The sequence below is a fragment of the Microvirga sp. 3-52 genome (assembly GCF_018383585.1).
GTDB lineage: Bacteria > Pseudomonadota > Alphaproteobacteria > Rhizobiales > Beijerinckiaceae > Microvirga.
Map to the genome: position 1 here is coordinate 1 of NZ_JAHAMK010000038.1, position 22,702 is coordinate 22,702.

Here is a 22,702-nt window from a genome sequence, read left to right on the forward strand (position 1 = left end):
GCCGCCGGCACCGTTGGTCTTCTTCAGGCCCTCGTAGATCAGGTGCATGCCGTCGTAGCCGCCGACCGCCATGAAGTTCGGCCGCATGCCGTTGTTCGCCTTCTTGAAGGCCTCGACGAACGCCTTGTTCTCCGGGCTGTCATGAGCGGCCGAATAGTGGTGGGAAGTGACGGCGCCGAGCGCCACATCGCCGATATTGTTGAGCAGATCGTCGTCCGTGACGCTCCCTTCAGCCAGGAACCGGATCCCGCTCTTGTCGAGACCGCGCTCCACGAACTGCTTCATGAACTGCGCGCCGACACCTGAGGGCACGAAGGCCAGAAGTGCATCCGGCTTGGCATCGGCGACCTTCTGCAGGAAGGGCGAGAAGTCGGGGTTCGCGAGCGGCACCCGCAGGTTCTCTACCTGCCCGCCAGCCTTGGTGAAGGTCTCGGTGAATGCCTTCTCGACATCGATGCCGGGGCCGTAATCCGACACGATGGTGACCACCCGCTTGAGCCCCTCCTTCGCAGCCCAATCCGCGAGAGGCACCGTGACCTGCGCCGCCGTGAAGCTGGAGCGCACGATGAACGGCGACTGCTCGGGAATGATCGAGGTGGCAGCCGCCATCACCACTTCCGGAACCTTCGCCTGGGTTGCGAGCGGCGCCGTCGCCAAGGCGAGCGGCGTCAGGCCGAAGCCTGCCAGGACGGAGACCTTCTCCTGAACGATCAGTTCCTGAGCCAGGCGCTTGGTCACATCGGCCGTGCCAGTGTCATCCTTGAGGATGAGCTGAATCTTCTTGCCCGCGACCGTATCACCCTTCTGCTGCATGTAGAGCTTCGCGGCCGCCTCGATCTGGCGGCCCGTCGAGGCGAAGGGCCCGGTCATCGGCAGGATCAGGCCGACCTTTATCGTCTCCTGGGCCGAGGCGGCCCCGGTCAGGGCCAACACGGCCGCCGCTGCACTTGCAGCGCTTATGAAAGTCCGTCGTAACATTTTCTTTCCTCCCGTTTGAGCCCTCCCCGGCATTCTTGTCGGGCACTTGGCAGCCTCTTGATTGGAGCTGGGGAAGGAGTGTCTTTTGAGACTGTTGCCCGAGCTATTCCGGCTTGATCCCGGTACGCTTTACGAGTTCACCCCACCGCGCCATTTCCTTGGCGATGTGTTCGCGGAAATCGGCCGGTGTGTTGGTCCAGACTTCGGCTCCCTCAAGCGACAGGCGCTCGGCGATCTCAGGGGCCGCCATGGCGGTTCTGATTTCGGTGTTGAGCCGATCCACGATGGCCTTCGGCGCGCCGGCGGGAACCAGGATCCCATACCATTGAGACGCTTCGAATCCGGGAAAACCGGACTCGGCCACCGTGGGAACATTGGGGGCTCCCTTGAGGCGCGACTGCCCTGACACGGCCAGAGCCCTCATCGTACCGGCCTCCACATGTTGAAGCAGGTTCGGGGCGCCCGTGAAGGTGAGCTGCACGCGCCCTCCGAGCAGATCCGTCACGGCAGGCGCCGTGCCCCGATAAGGAACGTGGGTCATCGTGATTCCGGCGCGGTCGGCCAGGGCGACCATGGCGATATGCGCCGCGCTGCCGATGCCGCCGGAGGCGTAGTTCAGCTTGCCGGGGTTCTGCTTGGCGTAGTCGATCAGTTCCTGAAGCGTCTTGGCCGGCACATCCGGGTGGACGACGAGCATGTTGTGCACATTGGCGATGCCGCTGACCGGTTCGAAGCTCTTCACCGGATCGTAAGGCAGCCTCGGATAGAGAGCCGGGTTCACGGCGAACGTGCCGATATGGCCCATGACCAGGGTATGACCATCCGCGGCGGCACGGGCTACGGACCCCACGCCGACAGAGCCACCAGCGCCAGGACGGGATTCGACGACGACTGGATATTTCAGCGCCCCCTCCAGCCTTTGCCCGAGAAGCCGCGCCAGAATGTCCGTCGATCCGCCGGGAGTGAAAGGCACGACCAGAAGGATGTTTTGACTTGGATAGGTCTGGGCTGCGACTCGCACCGAGTAGCCGGCGGACAGGCCGAAAGCCGCGGCTCCCATGAGGATCTGGCGGCGATTGATGGTTGCGTGAGCAGGTCCGCTAGGCGACTTGTTCTGCATATGGCATTTCCTCTGGCTTGTTCTTTTGATAGTGATCGGTCTCGATGGTTAGCCACCGAGGGAATGGGCCTTTTCCGTCCTCTAGCGCGTCATGGGATCGATCCGATGCGCCTGGAACCGTGATGCCAGGGCTGTGATCTCGATCGACTCGACGAGGCCCGCCAGCGCGAACGGATCGTTCTCCGCAAAGGCTTGAGCGGCTTCGCGAGATGGAGCCTCCAGAACGCCGAAATTGCCGATCGGCGTCTCGCCGTCGTCCTCCGTCAGGGCGCTCCCGATCAGCACCTTGGCGAGCCCACCGCCGCCGGTAGCGACATGCTCGCGATGCGCATCCCGGTGCTGCTCCCGTAGGCCTGTCGCATCGCTCCGGTGGCGGCAGATCATGAGCCAGTACATGGCGTCACGCCGCCTCGGCCGAAGTAGCGATCGCCTGGTTTTCCATGACGATCATACCTGCGCCCGTCATGGAAGCCGGCACGAAATAGTGCTTGTGTCGAACCACCACGTCCGGATCCATGGCGCCGCGCATGACGAGCCACATCATGAGTTCGGCGCCCTCGCTGCCGAACATCTCCACATACTGCTCGCGCGACATGTTCGCGAGCTTGTCCGGATCGTTGGCGATATCGTTCAGGAAGGCCTGATCGGCTTCCGGATTGACGAAGCCAGCCCTGGCGCCCTGGAGCTGGTGCGAGAGACCGCCGGTTCCGACAACGACGAAGCGCTCGTCACTGTCATAGCTCTCGATGGCTTGGCGGAGAACGCGGCCCATCTCGTAGCAGCGGCTCGGCAGCGGAATCGGATACTGGATGACGTTGACGAAGATCGGTACGACCTTCACCGGCCATTCGTCGGGCTTGCCCCAGAACAGCTCCATCGGAACCTGCAGCCCGTGATCGACCTCGATCTCCTGGCAGATCATCGGATCGAACCGGTTCTCGACAAGTTTGTCGATGAAATGCCAGGAGAAGTCGACGGCCCCTCTGAAGGGAGCAATGGCGCGTGGTCCCCACCCCTCGTCGACCGGGTGGTATTCCTCCGCGCAGCCGACGGCAAAGGTCGGCACCTTGTCGAGGAAGAACGTGTTGCCGTGGTCGTTGAAGATCACTACGGCCACGTCGGGCTTGTTCTCTTTCACCCATTCCTGACCGGGAAGGTAGCCGTCGAAGAACGGTTTCCAGTCCGGCGTATCGCGCAGGCCCTTGTCGAGAGCGGCGCTGATGGAGGGAACATGGGACGTTCCAAGGCCTCCGATGAGCTTTGCCATTCTTATTTCTTCCCTAAACGATCCCGCAGGAAATCCGCATGTTCCATTCCCGCCTGATGGGCGCCGATCTCCGTGATGCGGACCGGATCGACAGCCGAGATCTTGAGAATGAAGAAGAGGTTGCCGCCCAGGCGCACCATCTCGCGCCAGTTGCGGGACATCACAGCCTCCTTCTCCTCGGACGTGAGACCGAAGCGGTCGAGATAGGCGCTCTCGTTCTCCCGGAACGCCTCCCGATTGGCGGGAGTGCCGAGGCCCATGGCCATCTTGTTGATGCGGTATCCGCGAAGCGACCGCTTGCGATCGAACAGCGGAGTGTCCGGAATACGATCCGGCGCGGCGTCCTCGCCCATCGGTTTCAACCCCCTAGTCGCGGCATGATTTGCGCGCGTGTTGTCGTTCCTGAATCCGAGGAAGCGGAGCAGCGCCTCGGACACCTGCTCGGGCTGCTCCAGGAGGGACATGTGTCCGCTATCCTCGATCACGACGAGTTCGGCATTCGGGATCAGGGACGCCATCTCCTCATGCTGTGCCAGCGGGCTCCAGCGATCCTGCCGGCCGACCATCACCAGGGTCGGGCAGGCGATGTTCGGAAGATGCGGCCGCACGTTCGGCCGGTTCAGGAGCGCCTGGATCTGCCTATGGTGCTGCTCGGGCGTGGACCGCATGACCATGGCCCTGAGCGGAGCAAGCAGGCTCTGGTCCTCGGTCCTGCCCTCGTGCAGCATCGGTGGCAGCCACCTGTCGGCCAGGGCTTCCATACCCTCGGCAAAGGCCAGATCGATCATGACCTGGCGCTTCGCCTCCTCTCCTTCCCGTCGGGCGTCGACACCCGTGTCGATCAGGGCGAGCTTTTCGATGCGCTCGGGTGCAAGGCGGACCATCTCCATGGCCACGCGCGCTCCCATCGAGTGCCCGATGGCGATCAGCGGCCCCTCGGCGACGGCGAGTGCGGAGTGGGCCATGGTCTCGATCGAGGCGAGTTGCGAGAAATCCGCAATGCGGATGTCGGCATAGGGCTCGAGAGCCGTCCTTTGCGCCTCCCAGATACTGGCATCGCAAAGGAGCCCCGGCAGCAATACGATGGTTGGCCGTTCGCTCATTTCTTCGTGTATCTCTCCTCGCGGCAGGCAAAGATGAGCCACGGGTCAAAGATGAAGCAAATGGTTTGTTTTGGAGGATTGATGAAAATCCTTCATAAGCCTGATGGTTACTGCTTCGGAATGCCGGCCTTCTCGATCACGGCCCGCCATTTCTCGATATCCGAGCGGAGGCGGTCGCTGAGCTCGGCTGGCGTCTCGCTGCGGGCCTCGATGCCAAGATCGAGGAGGCGAGCCTTCACGTCCTCAGCCTTCAAAATCTCCTGAAGGGCCTTGTTGAGGGTATCGATGACGGGCTGGGGAGTTCCCTTGGGGGCGAACAGGGCGTTCCACGAGGTCACGTCAAAACCCTCGATCCCGGACTCCCGCACGGTCGGAACGTCGGGCATGGCAGCGGAGCGGCGCGGTCCGGAAGACGCGATCGCCCTCACCTGCTTGCCCTCGAGGCCGGATTTCACAGCCGCCTGGCTGTCAATGAGGAGCTGGCTGTCATCCCTGAGCAGGGAGACCAGTGCATCGGGTGTGTTGCGGAACGGCACATGAACCAGATCAACTCCTGTCTCCTGCTTGAACAGGACCGAGGAGAGATGCTGGCTGCTGCCGACGGCGACCGTGGCAACGTTCAGCACTCCCGGCTCGTCCTTCGCCTGCTGAAGGAAGTCCTTGAGACTCTTGAAGTTCGACTTCTCGTTGACCACGAAGAGGAAGTCGAACGTGCCGAGCGTGGAAACGGGGACGAAGTCGGCCTGCGGATCGAACGGGAGCTTGGAAAACAGCGGCACGCTGATCGCGGTGCCGTTCGTGAGCATGGTCAGGGTGTACCCATCGGGAGCGCCCGAGAGAGCCGCCCGGGCCGCTGTGATGCCGCCGGCGCCTGGCATGTTCTCGACGATGAAGCGCTGCCCGAGCTTCTCGCTCAGCTTTTCGGACACGATGCGGATCGTGATGTCGGCCACGCCGCCGGCTCCGAAGGGCACCACCACCTTCACCGGCCGGGTGGGATAAGCCGGCTGGGCCTGCAAGGGAGCGAGTGGTCCGAGGCCCGCCGTCATGGCGAGAGCCAGCAGAGATCGTCTCGTGACCGTTCCGAACATGATGTGTTTCTCCCTGATGTTTTTTAACGCGTGGTTCGTCTTCGCGGAATTCCTGTCGCGATCTTCAATCCGCAAAGCGGAACAGGCGCGCCGGGTTCTCGACGAGAAGCTTCTGCTGAAGGGCCGGATCCGGCGCATAGAGCGGGATGAGATCGACCAGATCGCCGTCATCGGGCATGACCGGCACATTGGGGTGCGGCCAGTCCGTTCCCCACAGGACGCGATCCGGGGCCGCATCGATCAGGGCCCTGCCGAACGGAACCACATCGTGGAAGGGCGGTCCCGCGCGTGAAATGCGCTCAGGGCACGTAACCTTGACCCAGCACTTCTCGTCGCTCCGCACCAGATCGAGCAATGCCACGAAGGCAGGCTGGTCGAGGCCGAGGCTCGCATCCACGACGCCCATGTGATCCAGCACGTAAGGAATGGGCAGCGCCGTCAGCCTGGGTCTGAAGTCGGCAAGCAAGGTTGCGGGAAGATAGAGATCCACATGCCAGTCGAGGGCGGCAATGCGCTCCACGACCCTGTCGAAGGAGGACATGTCGGGCATCTTGCCGAGGCGCGGCAGGAAGGTGAAGCGGCATCCGGTGATGCCCGCATCGGCAAGGCGCCGGAGATCCTGGTCGCTGAACGTCTCGTCGACGTTCGCGACGCCCTTGTAACGCCCGTTGCTCTGGGCAATGGCATCCGTCACGACGCGGTTGTCGCGCCCATGGGGTGTCGCGTTGACGATGACCGCCCGCTCGACGCCGAGACGATCATGCAATGCGCGGAACATCTCCAAAGGCGCATCCGGTGGCGTATAGGGCCGCTCCGGCACATAGGGATAGCGCTCATTGGGCCCGAAGATGTGGCAATGCGTGTCGCATGCCTTCGGCGGCAGCTTGAAGGATGGAACATGCGGATCGGGATGCGGGGGCGGGATCGTCGGCGCTGACGTCATTCTGATGAATTGACCTTCAAGGAGCGGTTTCGGCCGCCCATGAAATGCTTCTGAGTTAAAATGAAGCAAATGGTTTATTTTTGCCTATTAATGAATATACTTCATATATCCGGACGAACCGAGCCTTTGCTTCCCCTCGAGCGAATGAACCCGATGCGCATCGACTTTCTCGGACTTCACGCCTTCGTCGCCATCGCCGAGCGCGGAAGCTTCCAGCACGCGGCGGCGCATCTCAATCTGTCGCAGACGGCCCTCAGCCACCGGATCCGCAAGCTCGAAGAAGACCTTGGCGTGAAGCTCCTGTCCCGGACCACCCGCGAGGTCTCGCTGACCCAGGCCGGGCTCAATCTTCTGCCCAAGGTGAAGGAGACCATTGAAAGCCTCGCGGGCTCCCTTGACGAACTCCGTCATGAGGGGCGCAGCCGCCAGGAAACCCTGTCGATCGGATGCCTCCCCACCATCGCGTCCGGACGCCTGCCCAGGGCGTTGCGTCACTTTCAGGAGCGGCATCCGGATGTGGTGCTCCGGATCTACGACAACTCGGCCACCGAGATCAGCAATCTGGTTCAGGACGGCACGATTGCCTTCGGCATTACGCTCGTGGCAGCGCACCGGTGGGATTTCGACATCGAGATGCTGATCAAGGATCCGTTCACGCTCGTCTGTCCCGAGGACCACCCCCTGGCCGTGCAATCGGACGTAAGCTGGTCGGATCTCGCGGAGGAGCCTCTGATCAGGATCAGCCCCCAGACGGGAAACAGAATCATCATCGACGATGCGCTCGGAAGCCGCCGGGAGGTGCTGAGCTGGCGCTTCGAGGTGCAGCACATTCAGACCGCAGTCGCCCTCGTCCGGGCCGGTGTGGCGCTCACCGTGATACCCAGCCTCGCCTTCGACACGGTGGACGAGCGCGGGCTCAAGCTGATTCCCTTGCGCAACCCGAGCGTCACCCGTCAGCTCGGCATCATCTCGAAGCGAGGCACTCCCCTGTCTCCGCTCGCGGACGAGTTGCGCAAGTTGATCGTGCAGACATTTGCCGAGCCAAAGCACAAGTCCTCGGCAGGACGGATCAACAAACCTGGCCGCAGGATGAAAAAAATTCATCAAAGCCCATAAATAAACCATTTGATGCACCCGTATGGCTGATGCACCCTGCCCGCGATCCATTCACCAGCCGGTGGGAGACGGACCATTCAGCCTCGCATTCCTTGCATGATCCTTCGGGGCGGCACCTCCAAGGGGGCCTACTTCCTGGCGGACGATCTTCCGTCGGATCCCGCGCAGCGTGACGCGCTTCTTCTATCGATCATGGGATCGCCGGACCCGCGTCAGATCGACGGCATGGGCGGCGCTCATCCGCTCACGAGCAAGATTGCCATCGTGTCCAAGTCCAAGCGTCCGGACTGCGATGTGGACTTCCTGTTCGGCCAAGTCGTCGTCGACAAGCCCAAGGTGGACGTCACGCCCAATTGCGGAAACATCCTTGCCGGCATCGGACCGTTTGCCATCGAGCGTGGTCTCGTCGCGGTTCAGGGTCCGGTCACGCAGGTGCGCGTCCATACGGTAAATACCGGAACGATTGCCGAACTGAGCGTCCAGACCCCTGACGGCCATGTGGCTTACGGAGGCGATGCCCGCATCGACGGCGTGCCGGGGACCGCCGCGCCGATTGCCGTCGAGTTTCTCGATGCTGCCGGCTCCGTCTGCGGCTCACTGTTGCCGACCGGAAATGCGATCGATCGTGTCGCCGGTGTCGATGCGACTCTGATCGACAACGGCATGCCCGTCGTGGTGCTCGAGGCCGCTTCGGTCGGTCGAACCGGATACGAGGCCCGCGACGTGCTCGACAAGGATTCGGAACTGAAGGCGCGGCTCGAGGAAATCCGCCTCGAAGCCGGTCGACTCATGGGCCTGGGCGACGTCTCCTCCAAGGTCGTGCCCAAGATGGCGCTGGTCGCGCCGCCGCAAGCAGGCGGACATGTCTGCACCCGCAGCTTCATTCCCCACGAATGCCACGCCTCCATCGGGGTCTTTGCCGCCGTGACGGTCGCCACGGCCTGCGTGTTGCCGGGCTCGCCGGCGGCCCGTGTCGCCACCATCCCGCCCGGACGCGAGAAGACGCTGTCGGTGGAGCACCCGACCGGCGAGTTCAGCGTCGTGATCGAAGTCGGCGGAACGGAAGAGAGTCCGGTCGTGGAGAAGGCGGGCCTCCTGCGGACGGCGCGCCTGCTCTTCGAAGGGTATGCCTTCGCGCACGAGGCCCTGGCGCAACCGCTCGAGGCCGGCCGCGACGCTGCCTGATTCAAACAATTTTTGTTCTTGAGGCTCTTATGACTAGTGGAAAAACCGGACTTGTCGTCACCGCCCATCCCGGCGACTTCGTGTGGCGCGCAGGCGGCGCCATCGCCCTGCATGCGAAGAAGGGCGATCGCATGAAGATCGTCTGCCTCTCCTTCGGGGAGCGAGGCGAGAGCCAGTGGGCCTGGAAGAAGGGCGACGAGTCGCTCTCGGACGTGAAGGCGCAGCGGCGCGAGGAAGCCGAGCGCGCGGCCGAGACGCTCGGAGCCGAGATCGAGTTCTTCGATGCCGGCGACTACCCCCTCCACACCACGCCCGAGATGCTCGACCGCCTCGTCGACATCTACCGCGAGCTCAAGCCGTCCTTCGTGCTCACGCATTCCCTGGAAGATCCCTACAACGTGGACCATCCCGAGGCGACGCGCTTCGCCCAGGAAGCCCGCATCGTCGCCCAGGCGGCCGGGCACAAGCCGAACCCGGACCTCGCCTACAATGCGCCGCCAGTGTTCCTGTTCGAGCCGCACCAGCCCGAGCAGTGCAACTACAAGCCCAACGTGATCCTGAACATCGACGATGTGTGGGAGACCAAGCGCAAGGCCTTCGAGATTCTCGCCGCCCAGAAGCATCTGTGGGAATACTACACCCGCGTCGCCCTGAACCGGGGCATGCAGGGCGGCCGCAATTCGGGCAAGGCCATGACCTATGGCGAAGCGTATCAGCGCATCTTCCCCCAGATCGTCGAGGAACTGGCATGAAGCCCGTCGTCGTCACCAACACCCCGCGCATCGACCGTTCAGTGGTCGAACGCCTCGCGGAACTCGGCACCGCGACGACCCATGAGGCCATGGGCCGGGTCGGTCTCATGAAGCCCTACATGCGGCCGATCTGGGCGGGAGCGCAGGTGGCCGGCAGCGCCGTGACGGTGCTGGCCCAGCCGGGCGACAACTGGATGATCCACGTGGCCGTCGAGCAGTGCCAGCCGGGCGACATTCTGGTCGTCGGCGTCACCACCGACAACACGGACGGCATGTTCGGCGATCTGCTGGCCACGTCCCTGAAGGCCAGAGATGTGGTCGGCCTCGTGATCGATGCCGGCGTCCGTGACGTGAAGACGCTGACCGAAATGGGCTTTCCCGTATGGTCCCGTGCCATTTCCGCAAAGGGAACGGTGAAGGCGACGCTCGGATCGGTCAATGTCCCGGTCGTTTGCGCGGGCGCCCTGGTGAAGCCCGGCGACGTCATCGTCGCAGATGACGACGGGGTCGTGGTGGTTCCGCGCAAGGAGGCTGAAGCCGTTGCGGTCGTGGGCGAGGCCCGTGTCGCCAATGAAGGCTCGAAGCGCGAAACCCTCGCCTCGGGCGTTCTCGGGCTCGACCTCTACAAGATGCGTGAACCGCTGGCGGAGGCGGGTCTGACCTATGTCGAATACAAGGATGAGGACTGACGCCTTCGTCAGCCTCATGAGGAGCGGTGGAACCACATGAGCCTTAAGATCGCCTTCATCGGCTATGGAGAAGTCGGACAGGTCTTCTCTCGTCAGCTCGCGGCCAAACCGGGCGTGAGGATCACGGTCTATGACATCCTCTTCGACAATCCCCGGAAAGGATCGGAGCTGCGGCAGCGGGCTTCGGAGACCGGCGTTCGGGCGGCCAACAGCGTGGCCGATGCATGCCGCGGAGCCGATATCGTGATCTCTGCCGTCACAGCTGATTCCGCCGTCTCCGCGGCGGAACAGGTTGCTCCGTCCCTTCACGCGTCGCAGGCCTACATTGACCTCAACTCCGTCTCTCCTGCCACCAAGGAGCGGGTGGCTGAGCCTGTCCGTGGAAGAGGCGCTGACTTCATCGAGTTTGCCGTGATGGCCCCTGTCAAAGAACCGGGCATCGAAGTGCCGATCTTGAGCGGCGGGGAGAAAGCCGAAGAGATCTCCGGCCGGCTCAACGGGCTCGGCATGAAGATCACCCCGGTCAGCACCGGGATCGGAACGGCCTCCGCCACGAAACTGTGCCGCAGCATCGTGATCAAGGGAATGGAAGCCCTGATGGTCGACTTCACCCTGGCGTCGGAAAAAGCAGGTGTCATGCCGGCGGTCCTGGCGAGCCTGAAAGCCTCCTATCCCGGCATGGACTGGGAGAATATTGCAAGGGTCATGATGTCCCGCGTGCGGCAGCACGGCGTTCGGCGCGCTGCGGAGATGCGCGAGGCCAGCCGCATGATCGATGAACTGGGCCTGGACGGCTCCCTCGCCAGTGCCATCGCGGATCGCCACGAGCGCTTTGCCAAAGCCGATAAGATTTAAGAGTTCGGCGAACATTCTCCACGTCATGGCCGGCCTTGTGCCGGCCATCTCGATCCTATGAGGCGTCGCGCTCTTCCCCGTCGGGATCACCGGCACAAGGCCGGTGATGACGTGTGGCGTGCTATCGCCGCCGAGAACGTCAGATCGGAAGCCCAGTATAGTTCTCCGCGAGAGAACGCGCTGCCGCTTCCGAACTCCTGAGATAGTCGAACTCCGCCCGTTGGATTCGGCGACTGAAGGCGTCGGTTTCCGGAAAAGTATGAAGAATGGAAGTCATCCACCAGGAGAACCGCTCCGCCTTCCAGATCCGAGACAGCACACGGGCGGAATAGCCGTCGATCCCGGCAGAGGATCGCTCGGCGTAAAATTCGATGAGCGCTTCCGCCAGAGCGCCCACATCGCTCGCGGCAAGGTTCAAACCCTTGGCGCCCGTGGGTGGGACGATATGGGCGGCATCCCCCGCCAGGAACAGGCTGCCGAACCGAAGCGGCTCGGCGACGAAGCTCCTCAACGGCGCGATGGATTTCTCAATGGAAGGACCTGTCACCAGGTTGTCGGCTGTTTCCTCGTCGACCCTTCGGCGCAACTCGTCCCAGAAACGAGCGTCGGACCATTCCTGGACCTGCTCGTCCGCAGGCACCTGAACGTAGTAGCGGCTGCGGGCGGGTGAGCGCATGGAGCAGAGGGCGAATCCGCGTTCGTGATGGGCGTAGATCAGCTCCTCGGCGACGGGCGGTCTGTCGACGAGGATCCCGAGCCAGCCGAAGGGATAGACCCTCTCGAACGTCCGGACGGATCCTTCGGGCACGCTGGCGCGAGCCACGCCGTGATAGCCGTCGCACCCGGCGATGAAATCACAGGCGAGTTCGTGCTCCACGCCATCCTTGACGTAGCGCACCTTGGGCTTCTCGCTGCCGAAATCATGGAGCGACACGTTCTCGGCTTCATAGATCGTTTTCGCCCCCGAGGCGTCGCGTGCCTGCATGAGATCATGGGTGACTTCCGTCTGGCCGTAGACAGTGACCGTCCTGCCGATCAATTCCCGGAAGTTGAAGTGGTGCTTGTCACCGTCGAAGCAGAGCTCAACCCCATCATGAACCAAGCCGTCCGCGTGCAATCTCTCGCCGACCCCTGCCTTGTCCAGGAGCTCGACCGTGCCCTGTTCGAGAACGCCGGCGCGGATGCGCCCGAGCACGTAGTCCTGGCTGCGCCGTTCGAGGATGACGGTTTCGATTCCGGCATTGTCCAGAAGGCGTCCGAGCAGAAGCCCGGCCGGGCCCGCACCGATGATGGCGACCTTGGTCCGCATGCTCGATTTCCTCCGAAATGGCAGCCGCAGCCACCTTGGTCATTTCGGGATACGATGAACCCTGCCCTCCAAACGGCCAATAGACAAAGCGAGCATCTGATTGGACAATTCGAACATTTCGCCGCACATGGAGGAGAGAGCAGCGTTGGCCATCGGCAGCATTCCGACTTACGCGCTCTATGGAGAAACCGGCGACGATCCGACGACGGATTGGGTCCACTGTGAAACCATCCAGATCCGCAGTCGCTTGCACAATTACAGGATTCTGCCCCACCGGCACGAGAAGCTGTTCCAGATCCTTTATCTGGCGGGCGGCACGGCTGAGATCGTGGTCGATGGCCGGAGCACGCAGCTGATCGGACCGTCCATCGTCACCCTGCCCTCGATGGCGGTGCACGGCTACACGTTCTCGCCGAACGTGCAGGGGATGGTGCTGACCCTGTTCGATAGCCGCCTAACCGATATTCTGGCAGCCATGGACGGCGTTCGAGAGACATTTCGATCCGTTCAGGTGATCAGCCTCCAGGACCACGAGGATGCCGCCCGCACCGTGGCCGCCGACATGGCCTCCCTCGCGGCCGAATTTTCTGGTCGTGGGTCCGGACGCCTTGAAGCCATTGAGGCCCGCCTGATGCTCATACTGATCGCACTCCATCGGCTGCAGGGATCAGGCCAGTCCGCCGGCCATCACGGTCCTGGGCGAAGGGCGCTTCAGCATGCCTTGCGCTTTCGCGAACTCGTCGACCGCGATTTTCGTAGCCACCATCCGATCGAGGTCTATGCCCGCAAGCTGGGCCTGACCTCACCCCATCTCAACCGCATCTGCCGGGAGCATCTCGGCGACACGGCGCTCGGCATCGTCCATCAGCGGATCGTCCTCGAGGCCAAGCGCTACCTGACCTTCACCACGTTGAGCGCCAAGGAGATCGCCCTGTCGCTCGCGTTCGACGATCCGGCCTATTTCGCCCGCTTCTTCAAACAGAAAACCGGACTTCCGCCCCTCGCCTTCCGGGCAATGCAGCAGAGCACGATGGCTTGAACCATCCATAGAACCCCGACAGGCCCCTAGCGTTACCTGCAGGAGGAGATACGCCATGGCCGATACCGAGCGAAAGAATCCCGGCGACGAAGACATGCCGGGCACCAAGCAGACCGGAGAGGATATCTGCCCGACCTGCGATGGGTCCGGCAGCGTCGGACAGAAGCCATGCCCGGATTGCGGCGGCTCCGGCCGGATCACCGTCATCGTCGGAGACGCCTGAGGAAGGCTACTCTTGAGCCGCCTTCGAGGGCGCGAAGCTCATGCTCTCGATGAGGCCCTGAGCCCTGCTCAAGGCCGCCGCCGAGGAGACCACCATCTGCGGCAGCACCATCCACTCGAGGGTCCAGGCCGCTCCGGAGCGCTCGCCCTCATGCACGAGGGCCTGATGCAGGGTGCCGAGCATTCCGGCATTGAAACGGGCGAGCGTCACCAGCACCTCGGCCGGAACCGGATTGGATTTGTGCGGCATCGCCGACGAGCCGCCACCTGTCGCGAGCCGCACTTCGCCGACCTCGTTTTGCGCCATCAGGGCGATATCCTGGCCGATCTTGCCCAGCGTGCCGGTGAGGAGCGAGAGGAAGGCGCCGAACTCGCCGATGCGGTCACGCTGCGAATGCCAGGATGGGGCACGTCCGAGCCCCAGGATCTCGGCCATGGTATCGGCCACTTCATCACCATGACCTTTCAGCTCCGCGCGCGTCCCGATGGGGCCGCCGAGCTGGAGGACGAGCAGGCGCGGTGTGAGAGTCTGAAGCGCTTCCCTGTGCCGCTCCAGGGGCTGGATCCAGGTATGGATCTTGTCGGCCGCCGTGAAAGGAAGCGCCTGCTGCATCCGTGTATGAGCCATGAGGCGTACCGAGCCGTCCCGGCGCTTCAATCCGTCGAGGGTATGGATCAGCGTATCGAGGCGATGTCCGAGATTCTCGATCACGCTTTTCAGGCGCAGGATCAGAGCGGTGTCGATGATGTCCTGGCTGGTCGCTCCCAGGTGAACGGATTTGCCATGGGGTTCGCCGACGGCCGCGCGTAGCTGCTTGATGAAGTCCGGAACGATCACGCCGTCGCGGGCCAGGCCCTCGGCAAGTCTGGCCCAGTCCGCTTGGAAGCTCCCGCAAATCTCGGCGATGCGACGCGCGGCCTCCTTGTCGATCAGCCCAACCTTCGCCTCGGCCTCCGCAAGAGCCGCCTCCACGCGCAGCATGGCTGCGAGCTCGGCTTCGTTGGAAAAGAACGCCCCCACCTCCTTGTCGCCGACAAGGGCCTGCAGGACTGGATATGGGAGCAACTGTGTCATCATGAGCCTCGCGTCACACGGCCTCGAGGGCAATGGCGATACCCTGCCCGACGCCGATGCACATGGTGGCGAGCGCGCGCTTCTTGCCCCGGAGCTTCAGCTCCAGCGCGGCCGTGCCGGTGATGCGCGCGCCCGACATGCCCAGCGGGTGGCCGAGGGCAATGGCGCCGCCATTCGGGTTCACGTGCTCGGCATCTTCCGGGATGCCGAGCTCGCGGAGAACCGCGATGCCCTGGCTGGCGAAGGCTTCGTTCAGCTCCACCACGTCGAAATCCGTCGGCTTGAGGCCGAGACGCGCGCAGAGCTTCTTCGTGGCAGGAGCCGGCCCGATGCCCATGATGCGCGGAGCGACGCCGGCGGTAGCGCCTCCCACCACGCGGGCAATCGGCTCGAGCCCGAACTTCCGGACGGCCTCTTCCGAGGCGACGATCAGGGCCGCCGATCCGTCATTGACGCCGGAGGCATTGCCGGCCGTCACCGTGCCGTCCTTGCGGAACGGAGTCGACAGCTTCGCCAGCTGCTCCAGGGTGGTGTCGCCACGGGGATGCTCGTCCCTGTCGACGACGACCGGGTCGCCCTTCCGCTTCGGGATCGTGACCGGCACGATCTCCTGGGCGAGACGCCCGTTGGCCTGGGCTGCAGCGGCTTTCTTCTGCGAGCGCAGTGCGAACGCGTCCTGGCCCTCGCGCGAGACGTTGAAATCCGCCGCCACGTTCTCGCCGGTCTCCGGCATGGAATCGACGCCGTATTGGCTCTTGATCAGCGGGTTGATGAAGCGCCAGCCGATGGTGGTGTCGTAGATCTCGGCATTGCGCGAGAACGCCGTGTCTGCCTTCGGCATCACGAAGGGCGCGCGCGACATGGATTCGACGCCGCCCGCGATCATGATCTCCGCCTCGCCCGCCTTGATGGCGCGGGCCGCGGCGATGACCGCATCCATGCCGGACCCGCAGAGGCGGTTCATGGTGGTGCCGGGAATCGAGCCCGGCAGCCCCGACAGCAGCACGGCCATGCGGGCCACGTTGCGGTTGTCCTCGCCGGCCTGGTTGGCGCAGCCGTAGATCACGTCGTCGACAGCCTCGAAATCGAGGTTCGGAAGACGCTCCCGAAGAGCCTTCAGCGGCACCGCCGCGAGGTCGTCGGCGCGGACGCTGGAGAGGGAGCCGCCATAGCGGCCGATCGGTGTGCGCACATAGGCGCAGATATAGGCTTCACGCATCTTAAGACCCCTTCTTGCCGCCGTGAGCTTTCTCGGTCCGGGCCTGAAGCTCGCGCAGGGTGGTGAGTTCGAGTTCGGACGGCGGAGGCGTTTCCTCGAGACGCTCGGAGAATCGGACCTTCCAGCCGCAGGTTTCCTGCACCTTATCCCGGGTCACGCCGCGATGCATCGACACCACGGTGAATTCCTTGGTCTCGGGATCCGGCTTCCAGATGGCGAGATCGGTGATCAGGAGGGTCGGGCCCTGGGTGGTGATGCCGAGCCGCTCGCGGTGGTTGCCGCCCTCCCCGTGGCCGAAGGAGGTGTAGAAGTCGATCTTTTCCACCATGCCACGAGTAGCCTGCTTCATGGTGATGAAGACCTGCCTGCAGGAGGTGGCGATCTCCGGCGCGCCGCCGCCGCCGGGCAGACGAACCTTCGGCTTGTGATAGTCGCCGATCACCGTGGTGTTGATGTTGCCGAAGCGGTCGAGCTGGGCGGCGCCCAGAAAGCCGATCGAGATCCGTCCGCCCTGGAGCCAGTAGCGGAACATCTCCGGCACCGACACCGTGGTCACGGCCGTCTCGCACAGCTCACCGTCGCCGATGGAGAGCGGCAGCACGTTCGGCGCCGTGCCGATGGTGCCGCTCTCGTAGATCAGGGTGATGTCGGGCGCATGGGTCAGACGGGCCACGTTGCAGGCGGCCGAAGGAGCGCCGATACCGACGAAGCAGACGTCGTCGTTGGACAGCGCCCGCGCCGCCGCGATGGTCATCATCTCGTTGGGCGTGAAGTCTGAGAGGCTGGTCATTCTTACAATCCCTTCACGCGGTCGGCGAACACCTCGGGACCCTTGTCGAGCACGTTCTCGTTCATCCAGGCCGTGAAGAGGTCACGGTCCGCGGAGATCTTGTCCCATTCGAGATAGGCGGCGTTGTCGCGGTCGTAATAGCCGTGCGTGTAGGACGGATGGGCTCCGCCCGGCACGTGCACGATGGATGCCACCGTCCAATGCGGCAGTACGCAGAGGTTGGGATGCAGATCGTCGAAATCCTCCACGATCTCCTCGACCGTCACCACCGAGCGCTTGGAGGCCAGAACGGCCTCCTTCTGCACGCCGATAATGCCTTCCACCAGCACGTCGCCGCGTTTGCTGGCCTTCTGGGCATGGATGACGGCCACGTCTGGGCGATGCGCGGGCACGGCCGCGAGTTCCTCGCCCGTGAAGGGGCAGGTGACGCTCTTGATCGACGGATTGACGTCCTTGAGGCCCGCTCCGCGATACCCGCGGAACACGGCGCAGGGCAGGCCCGCGGCTCCCGCCTCGTAGGCATTGGCCATGGCCGCATGGCTGTGCTCCACCGTCTCGATGGCCCGTGGCCAGCTGTTCTCGATGGCGTCACGCATGCGGCGCAGCAGGCCGACGCCGGGATTGCCCGCGTAGGAGAAGATCACCTTCTTCACGAGCCCCATGCCGATCATCTGGTCGTAGATGATGTCGGGGGTCATGCGGATCAGGGTGAGATCCTTGATCCCCTGCCGGATCACCTCATGGGCGGCGGCATGGGGAATGAGGTGGGTGAAGCCTTCGAAGGCGACGGTGTCGCCATCGCGCAGGTTCTCGGCAACGGCCTCCTTGAGGCTCTGGAACTTGGCCATGATATGCTTTCAGATCGACGATCAGATATCGAAGAACACGGTTTCCTTCTCACCCTGCAGGTGGATGTCGAAGGTATAGGTTGGCAATCCGTTCTCCTCGCCGCGAGAGGCCATGAGGGTCGGAATCCTCACCTTGCGGGCGATCTGCGCGAGGACCGGGCACTCGGCGTTCGCCGCCTCCTCGTCGGCGAAATAAAGGCGGGTGTGCAGGCCGATATTGATGCCACGGGCCACGATCCAGACCGTGATGTGCGGCGCCATCATGCGCCCGTCCTTGTAGGGCACGCGGCCGGGCTTGATCGTCTCGAACCGATACTCCCCGGTGGTGCCGTCGCAAGGCTGGCGTCCCCAGCCGACGAAGTTTGGATCGGCCTTGCCGCGCGTCTCGGAAGGGCTGTTGTAGAGCCCTTCCGCATCCGCCTGCCAGATCTCCACGAGGGCATCTCTCAAAACATCACCTGCCCCATCGAAGATGCGGCCCTTGACGATGATGCGCTCGCCCATGGTCTCCGGGCCCACCAGCACCAGCCCGAGATCCTCGTTCCAGACGCCCGTGATCTCGACCCAGTTCGGGTTCGTGCCGATGTGAACGTAGGGACCCGCCGTCTGGGAGGGCGTCTCCTTCAGGAAATCAAGCTTCTGGACCATCAGTTCCCCTCCATGCGGTTCTCGAACATGGTCGAGCGGCGGCCGCGCAGGACGATATCGAATTTGTAGGCGAGCGAATCCATCGGCAGGGTGTTCTGCCGGTCGAGCGCCGCGATGAGCTGCTCGACGGCGACCTTGTCGGGCACCGTCATGGCGATCGGATCCTGCCAGATCATCGGGTCGCCCTCGAAGTAGCATTGGGTGATCAGGCGCTGCGCGAAGGCATGCCCGAAAATCGAGAAGTGGATGTGCGCCGGGCGCCAGTCGTTGACGCCGTTCGGCCACGGATAGGCGCCGGGCTTGATGGTGCGGAACCAGTAGCGCCCCTCCTCGTCCGTGATCATGCGTCCGCAGCCGCCGAAATTCGGGTCGATGGCCGCGAGATAGGTTTCCTTCTTGTGCCGATAGCGTCCCCCGGCATTGGCCTGCCAGAACTCGACGAGAGCACCGGGAACCGGCCGGGCGTTCTCGTCCAGCACGCGGCCGTAGACGATCATCCGCTGGCCGATGGCCTCGCCGGTCTGCGCGTAGTTGCGGATGAGATCGTTGTCCAACGGGCCGATCTTGGAATGCCCGAAGACCGGACCGGTCATCTCCGAAAGCGTGTTCTCGAGCGAGATGAGCGGCTGCTGGGGTGATCGGAGCACCGACGTCTTGTAGGAAGGCGTGAAGGCCGGCGGATGCCAGGTCCTGTCACGCTGAAAATATTGGCCGTTATCCGTCATGTTTCCTCCTGTTGGACCGTGCCGTCTCCGACCCGTTCCCGCATTTTCACCTCTACTGCCCCTGTTCCGGAGCGGCTTCCATTTCGGCGAAAGTCTTCTTGACGATCTTGATGGCGTGATTGGCCGCCGGCACGCCCGCATAGACGGCCACGTGCAGCAGCGCCTCCTTGATGTCCTCCTTGGTGGCGCCCGTGTTGCGGGTCGCGCGGACATGCATGGCGACCTCGTCATCCTGCCCGAGCGCGGCCAGGAGCGCGATGGTCACGATGGAGCGCTCGCGTTTGGTGAATCCGGGGCGTGCCCATACCGAACCCCAGGCTCCTTCGGTGATGAAGGTCTGGAAGTCGGCGTCAAACTCCGTCATCTGCGCGGTCGCGCGGTCCACATGGGCATCGCCGAGCACCTGACGGCGCACCGCCATGCCCGCCTTGTAGCGTTCGCTTTCCTCGTGTTCAGACAAGTCCCGCCTCCTGAAGATGCTGGCTAATGAGTTTCGACAGCACGGCAGGTTTCTCGACGCAGGGAATGTGCCCTGCCCCGTCGATCAGCGCGAAACGTGCGCCCGGAATGAGTTCTGCCGTGCCCTTGACCACCTCGGCAGGCGTCGAGCCGTCCTGATCGCCGGCAACGCACAGCGTCGGAGCCCTGATCCGGCCGGCATCGGGCCTCAGATCGGCATCGCGGATCGCCGCGCAGGTTCCCGCATAGCCATGATCGGGCGTCCGGACCAGCATGTTGCGCCAGCCCGCAACCTCGTCCTTTCGCGTCTCCCGGAACAGCGGCGTGAACCAACGCTGCAGGACATTGTCGGCAATCGGCTCGATGCCGCCATCCTCCACGGCTGTGATCCGCTCGGCCCAGAGTTCCGGCGTTCCGATCTTCGCCGCCGTGCAGCAGAGTGTGAGCGCCTGAACACGCTCGGGAGCTCGCACGGCGATGCGCTGCCCGATCATGCCCCCGACGGAGAGACCGACGAAGGCGGCCCTATCGACCTTCAAGTGATCGAGGAGAGCCAGAAGATCGTCCGTATGATTATCGATGGAGTAAGGCGCTGGCGGCGCATCCGAGAGGCCGTGTCCGCGCTTGTCGTAGAGAACGACCCGGAACCGATCCGTGAAGGCGGGAACGACCTCCTGCCAGATGCGGAAATCGCTTCCGAGCGAGTTGATGAAGACGAGAACCGGACCATCCTCCTGCCCGAGGACCTGATTGTGCAGGACGATTCTGTTGACGCGTGTAAATGCCATGCCTCACCTCAATGCAGCGAGCCGACGCCGATGTAATGCTCGACCAGTCCCTGATCGGCGCGCAGAGCCGCGCTCGTTCCCTGCCAGGCAATCCGCCCGCGCTCCAGAATGAGGACGGATTCCGCGAAATCGAGAGCGCTTTCCAGGCGCTGTTCGACGAGCAGGATCGTCATGTCGCCGCTGGAGGCGAGCCGGGTCAAGGCCGCCATGAGTTCCTCGCAGATGACGGGAGCCAGACCTTCGAGCGGCTCGTCGAGGAGCAGGACGGACGGACGGCCCAGGATGGTTCGCGCCGTCGACAACATCTGCTGCTCGCCACCGGACAATTGCCAGCCGAGATTGTTCCGCCGCTCGTGCAGGCGGGGAAACATGTCGTAGGCTTCCTGAATGACGTTACGCGGCCGGTCCTTCACCCCGACGATCAGGTTTTCCTCGACGGTCAGCGAGCGGAAGATGTCCCTGGTCTGCGGGACGAGACCGATGCCTCGGCGGGCCCGCTCCGAGCTCTTGAGCGACGACACGTCGGCGCCACCGATCAGGATCTCGCCGCCATAACGCCGGTTCATGCCCATCAGGGTCGATAGCAGGGTCGTCTTGCCCATTCCATTGCGGCCGAGAATGGACAGGCGCGCGCCGGTGGGCACGGAGAACGAGACGTCCTCCAGGACAACCGTCGGGCCGTAGCCCGCGCTCAATCCGCGGACTTCAAGCGACGCTGCGGGCATAGGCATAGTTCCCCAGATAGGCCTCACGGACCTTTTCGTTGGCGGCGACTTCCGAGGGCAGTCCCTCGAAGATGATCTCGCCCGCCGCCAGCACGACCACGCGCTTGGCGAAGCGGAAGACGAGATCCATGTCATGCTCGATCATCAGCACGGCGAGGCTCGGCGGCAGGCGCTCGAGCGCCTGCTCGATCTTGGGCGTATCGCTGGACGGCACGCCGGCCGCCGGCTCGTCGAGAAGCAGGACCTTCGGCCGAAGCGCAAGGGCGATGCCGATTTCCAGAAGGCGCTGCTGGCCATAGGCGATCTCGCCGACCTTGCGCCGCGCCACGTCCAGCAATCCGAGGGTGGCGAGAATGCCCTCCACCTCGCCGGCCACTTCGGAATTGCCCGTGAAGCGGCTCAGGATCCGCGAGGCCTTTCCCTCCCGTTGCAGGACGGTGAGCGTGACGTGCTCCTCCGGCGTCATCTCGGAGAAGAGCCGCGTCACCTGAAACGTGCGCACAAGTCCCTTGCGGACGCGCCGAACGGCTCCGAGACCCGTGACATCCTCCCCGCTCAGAACGACGCGACCGGCGCTTGGCTGGAGCTGACCCGTCACCAGGTTGACGAAGGTGGTCTTACCGGCGCCGTTGGGGCCGATGAGGGCGAGCCGCTCGCCCGCCGGCATGGACAGCGAGATGTTCCGGCTGACGGCGAGGCCGCCGAAGTTCTTGGTCAGGCCCTCGACACGAAACAGTTCGCTCATGCCCGACCTCCCTTCTTGCCCCTGCCCGATCCCGAGATCCTTTCGAGAACGCCGCTCAGCCCGCCGGGCGCGGCGATCACAACGGCGATCAGCAAGGCGCCGACCATCGTCATCCAGTGGAACGGGTTGATCGACGATACGATGTGCTCGAAGCCCATGAAGATGACGGTGCCGACGAGCGCCCCATACAGGGTGCCGAGGCCGCCGAGCACCAGCATCACGAGGGCATTGGCGGACAGCTCGAAGCTGACGCTGTCGAGGCCGACCACCTGGGTTGATATCGCAGCCAGTGCACCGCCCATGCCGGCGACCGCGCCGGAGATCACGAACATCTTCAAGAGCACCGGAAAGACGAAAGAGCCCATGGCGCGGATGCGGATCGGGTCCTGTTTGATGCCACGGCACAGCATGCCGAAGGGCGACGACACGATGAATTTCAGGACGACGAACACGACGACCAGCAGGGCGAGCCCGAAGAGATAGGCCGTCTGGCCCCACAGATCGAACTCGAACACGCCGAAAAGCGGGCTCACCGTCAGGCCGGCAAGCCCGTCGCTGCCGCCCGTATAAGCCGACGCCTTGTTGGCCGCCTCGTGGAACAGCTGGACGATGGCGATGGAGAGGACGAGTTGGGCGAGCCCGTGGGCGCGCAGCATGATCGTACCCATGAGAAGCCCGGCCGCCGATCCGGCCACCGCTCCGATGACGATGAGGGTGAGTGGCTCCGTGACGCCGTTCACGCAGGCGATGCCAGCCGCATAGGCGCCGGCGCCGAAGAGTGCGGCCTGCCCAAGGGTCGCGACGCCGCAATAGCCGGTGATGAGATCGATCGAGAGGACGAGGAGCGCAATGGCAATGACTCGGGTCAGGAGCGCCAGGTTGTCCGGAAACAGCCAGTATCCCGCAAGGCCCGCGGCGATGATGAGGATCACCCCGGTCACATCCCGCAGCCACCGGCTTCCCGTGGAAGGTGCCGCCGCAACACTCTCTGTCTGAGCGATGACCTGCACG

General features: G+C 63.8%; 26 protein-coding genes. 7 read left to right on the forward strand and 19 right to left on the reverse strand.

Annotation, left to right across the window (positions count from 1 at the left end; all coding sequences use genetic code 11):
- The 7 genes from KHP60_RS21380 to KHP60_RS21410 all read right to left on the reverse strand — a co-directional run.
- Positions 1-978: ABC transporter substrate-binding protein (locus KHP60_RS21380; RefSeq protein ID WP_213566320.1), on the reverse strand; the 978-nt coding region annotated here is incomplete at its 3' end.
- Positions 979-1,081: 103 nt separating this feature from the next.
- A complete protein-coding gene (locus KHP60_RS21385; protein WP_213566321.1) occupies positions 1,082-2,098 on the reverse strand; it encodes a tripartite tricarboxylate transporter substrate binding protein in 1,017 nt (338 codons plus the stop codon).
- An 81-nt stretch (positions 2,099-2,179) separates the two neighbouring features.
- Positions 2,180-2,494: a YciI family protein gene (locus tag KHP60_RS21390; RefSeq protein ID WP_213566322.1), complete on the reverse strand. Its 315-nt coding sequence runs from the start codon at positions 2,492-2,494 to the stop codon at positions 2,180-2,182.
- Between the two features lie 4 nt (positions 2,495-2,498).
- On the reverse strand, positions 2,499-3,365 hold the full coding sequence (locus tag KHP60_RS21395; protein WP_213566323.1) for a class III extradiol dioxygenase family protein: 867 nt from the start codon (positions 3,363-3,365) through the stop codon (positions 2,499-2,501).
- A 2-nt stretch (positions 3,366-3,367) separates the two neighbouring features.
- Positions 3,368-4,468: an alpha/beta fold hydrolase gene (locus tag KHP60_RS21400; protein ID WP_213566324.1), complete on the reverse strand. Its 1,101-nt coding sequence runs from the start codon at positions 4,466-4,468 to the stop codon at positions 3,368-3,370.
- Positions 4,469-4,575: 107 nt separating this feature from the next.
- Positions 4,576-5,559, reverse strand: a complete 984-nt coding sequence (locus tag KHP60_RS21405) for a tripartite tricarboxylate transporter substrate binding protein (RefSeq protein ID WP_213566325.1) — start codon at positions 5,557-5,559, stop codon at positions 4,576-4,578.
- A 64-nt stretch (positions 5,560-5,623) separates the two neighbouring features.
- Positions 5,624-6,502, reverse strand: a complete 879-nt coding sequence (locus KHP60_RS21410; RefSeq protein ID WP_213566326.1) for an amidohydrolase — start codon at positions 6,500-6,502, stop codon at positions 5,624-5,626.
- A gap of 153 nt (positions 6,503-6,655) precedes the next feature.
- Here KHP60_RS21410 and KHP60_RS21415 point away from each other — a divergent pair, with 153 nt between their 5' ends.
- The 5 genes from KHP60_RS21415 (at position 6,656) to KHP60_RS21435 (ending at position 11,099) form a co-directional block, all read left to right on the forward strand.
- Positions 6,656-7,618, forward strand: a complete 963-nt coding sequence (locus KHP60_RS21415; protein WP_213566327.1) for a LysR family transcriptional regulator — start codon at positions 6,656-6,658, stop codon at positions 7,616-7,618.
- A gap of 96 nt (positions 7,619-7,714) precedes the next feature.
- Positions 7,715-8,803: a 4-oxalomesaconate tautomerase gene (locus KHP60_RS21420; RefSeq protein WP_213566328.1), complete on the forward strand. Its 1,089-nt coding sequence runs from the start codon at positions 7,715-7,717 to the stop codon at positions 8,801-8,803.
- A 29-nt stretch (positions 8,804-8,832) separates the two neighbouring features.
- Positions 8,833-9,555, forward strand: coding sequence for a PIG-L deacetylase family protein (locus KHP60_RS21425; protein WP_213566329.1), 723 nt, complete (start codon positions 8,833-8,835; stop codon positions 9,553-9,555).
- Positions 9,552-10,244, forward strand: a complete 693-nt coding sequence (locus KHP60_RS21430; RefSeq protein ID WP_213566330.1) for a 4-carboxy-4-hydroxy-2-oxoadipate aldolase/oxaloacetate decarboxylase — start codon at positions 9,552-9,554, stop codon at positions 10,242-10,244. Before KHP60_RS21425 ends, KHP60_RS21430 begins: the two co-directional genes overlap by 4 nt.
- Before the next feature lie 36 nt (positions 10,245-10,280).
- Positions 10,281-11,099 carry a DUF1932 domain-containing protein gene (locus tag KHP60_RS21435; protein WP_213566331.1) on the forward strand — a complete coding sequence of 273 codons (819 nt, stop codon included), beginning with the start codon at positions 10,281-10,283 and terminating at the stop codon, positions 11,097-11,099.
- A gap of 139 nt (positions 11,100-11,238) precedes the next feature.
- Here KHP60_RS21435 and pobA read toward each other — a convergent pair whose 3' ends face one another.
- Entirely contained in the window at positions 11,239-12,408 is a 1,170-nt protein-coding gene (gene pobA / locus KHP60_RS21440) for a 4-hydroxybenzoate 3-monooxygenase (RefSeq protein WP_213566332.1), read from the reverse strand.
- Between the two features lie 145 nt (positions 12,409-12,553).
- Between pobA and KHP60_RS21445 the strand changes: the two genes are divergently transcribed.
- Both KHP60_RS21445 and KHP60_RS21450 read left to right on the forward strand, forming a co-directional pair.
- Complete coding sequence (locus KHP60_RS21445) at positions 12,554-13,447, forward strand: helix-turn-helix domain-containing protein (RefSeq protein ID WP_213566333.1); 894 nt, start codon at positions 12,554-12,556, stop codon at positions 13,445-13,447.
- A 55-nt stretch (positions 13,448-13,502) separates the two neighbouring features.
- A complete protein-coding gene (locus KHP60_RS21450; protein ID WP_213566334.1) occupies positions 13,503-13,670 on the forward strand; it encodes a hypothetical protein in 168 nt (55 codons plus the stop codon).
- A gap of 6 nt (positions 13,671-13,676) precedes the next feature.
- On the opposite strand, the gene KHP60_RS21455 is transcribed toward KHP60_RS21450, so the two are convergent.
- Genes KHP60_RS21455 through KHP60_RS21505 form a run of 11 tightly spaced genes read right to left on the reverse strand, consistent with a single transcriptional unit; the run spans position 13,677 to position 22,701 of the window.
- Positions 13,677-14,744 carry a 3-carboxy-cis,cis-muconate cycloisomerase gene (locus tag KHP60_RS21455; RefSeq protein ID WP_213566335.1) on the reverse strand — a complete coding sequence of 356 codons (1,068 nt, stop codon included), beginning with the start codon at positions 14,742-14,744 and terminating at the stop codon, positions 13,677-13,679.
- Positions 14,745-14,757: 13 nt separating this feature from the next.
- Entirely contained in the window at positions 14,758-15,963 is a 1,206-nt protein-coding gene (gene pcaF, locus KHP60_RS21460) for a 3-oxoadipyl-CoA thiolase (RefSeq protein ID WP_213566336.1), read from the reverse strand.
- Position 15,964: 1 nt separating this feature from the next.
- Positions 15,965-16,753 carry a CoA-transferase subunit beta gene (locus tag KHP60_RS21465; RefSeq protein ID WP_213566337.1) on the reverse strand — a complete coding sequence of 263 codons (789 nt, stop codon included), beginning with the start codon at positions 16,751-16,753 and terminating at the stop codon, positions 15,965-15,967.
- 2 nt (positions 16,754-16,755) lie between these two features.
- Complete coding sequence (locus KHP60_RS21470; RefSeq protein WP_213566338.1) at positions 16,756-17,601, reverse strand: CoA transferase subunit A; 846 nt, start codon at positions 17,599-17,601, stop codon at positions 16,756-16,758.
- Between the two features lie 21 nt (positions 17,602-17,622).
- Positions 17,623-18,249 (reverse strand): protocatechuate 3,4-dioxygenase subunit alpha, encoded by a 627-nt coding sequence (gene pcaG, locus KHP60_RS21475; protein ID WP_213566339.1) that lies wholly within the window; start codon positions 18,247-18,249, stop codon positions 17,623-17,625.
- Positions 18,249-18,974, reverse strand: coding sequence for a protocatechuate 3,4-dioxygenase subunit beta (gene pcaH / locus KHP60_RS21480; RefSeq protein WP_213566340.1), 726 nt, complete (start codon positions 18,972-18,974; stop codon positions 18,249-18,251). Before pcaH ends, pcaG begins: the two co-directional genes overlap by 1 nt.
- Before the next feature lie 52 nt (positions 18,975-19,026).
- Positions 19,027-19,395: a 4-carboxymuconolactone decarboxylase gene (pcaC, locus tag KHP60_RS21485; RefSeq protein ID WP_249689003.1), complete on the reverse strand. Its 369-nt coding sequence runs from the start codon at positions 19,393-19,395 to the stop codon at positions 19,027-19,029.
- Positions 19,396-19,426: 31 nt separating this feature from the next.
- A complete protein-coding gene (gene pcaD, locus KHP60_RS21490; RefSeq protein WP_213566342.1) occupies positions 19,427-20,221 on the reverse strand; it encodes a 3-oxoadipate enol-lactonase in 795 nt (264 codons plus the stop codon).
- 8 nt (positions 20,222-20,229) lie between these two features.
- Entirely contained in the window at positions 20,230-20,946 is a 717-nt protein-coding gene (locus tag KHP60_RS21495) for an ABC transporter ATP-binding protein (protein WP_213566343.1), read from the reverse strand.
- Positions 20,927-21,691, reverse strand: coding sequence for an ABC transporter ATP-binding protein (locus KHP60_RS21500; RefSeq protein ID WP_213566344.1), 765 nt, complete (start codon positions 21,689-21,691; stop codon positions 20,927-20,929). Before KHP60_RS21500 ends, KHP60_RS21495 begins: the two co-directional genes overlap by 20 nt.
- Positions 21,688-22,701, reverse strand: coding sequence for a branched-chain amino acid ABC transporter permease (locus tag KHP60_RS21505; protein ID WP_213566345.1), 1,014 nt, complete (start codon positions 22,699-22,701; stop codon positions 21,688-21,690). Before KHP60_RS21505 ends, KHP60_RS21500 begins: the two co-directional genes overlap by 4 nt.
- Position 22,702 lies beyond the last annotated feature (1 nt).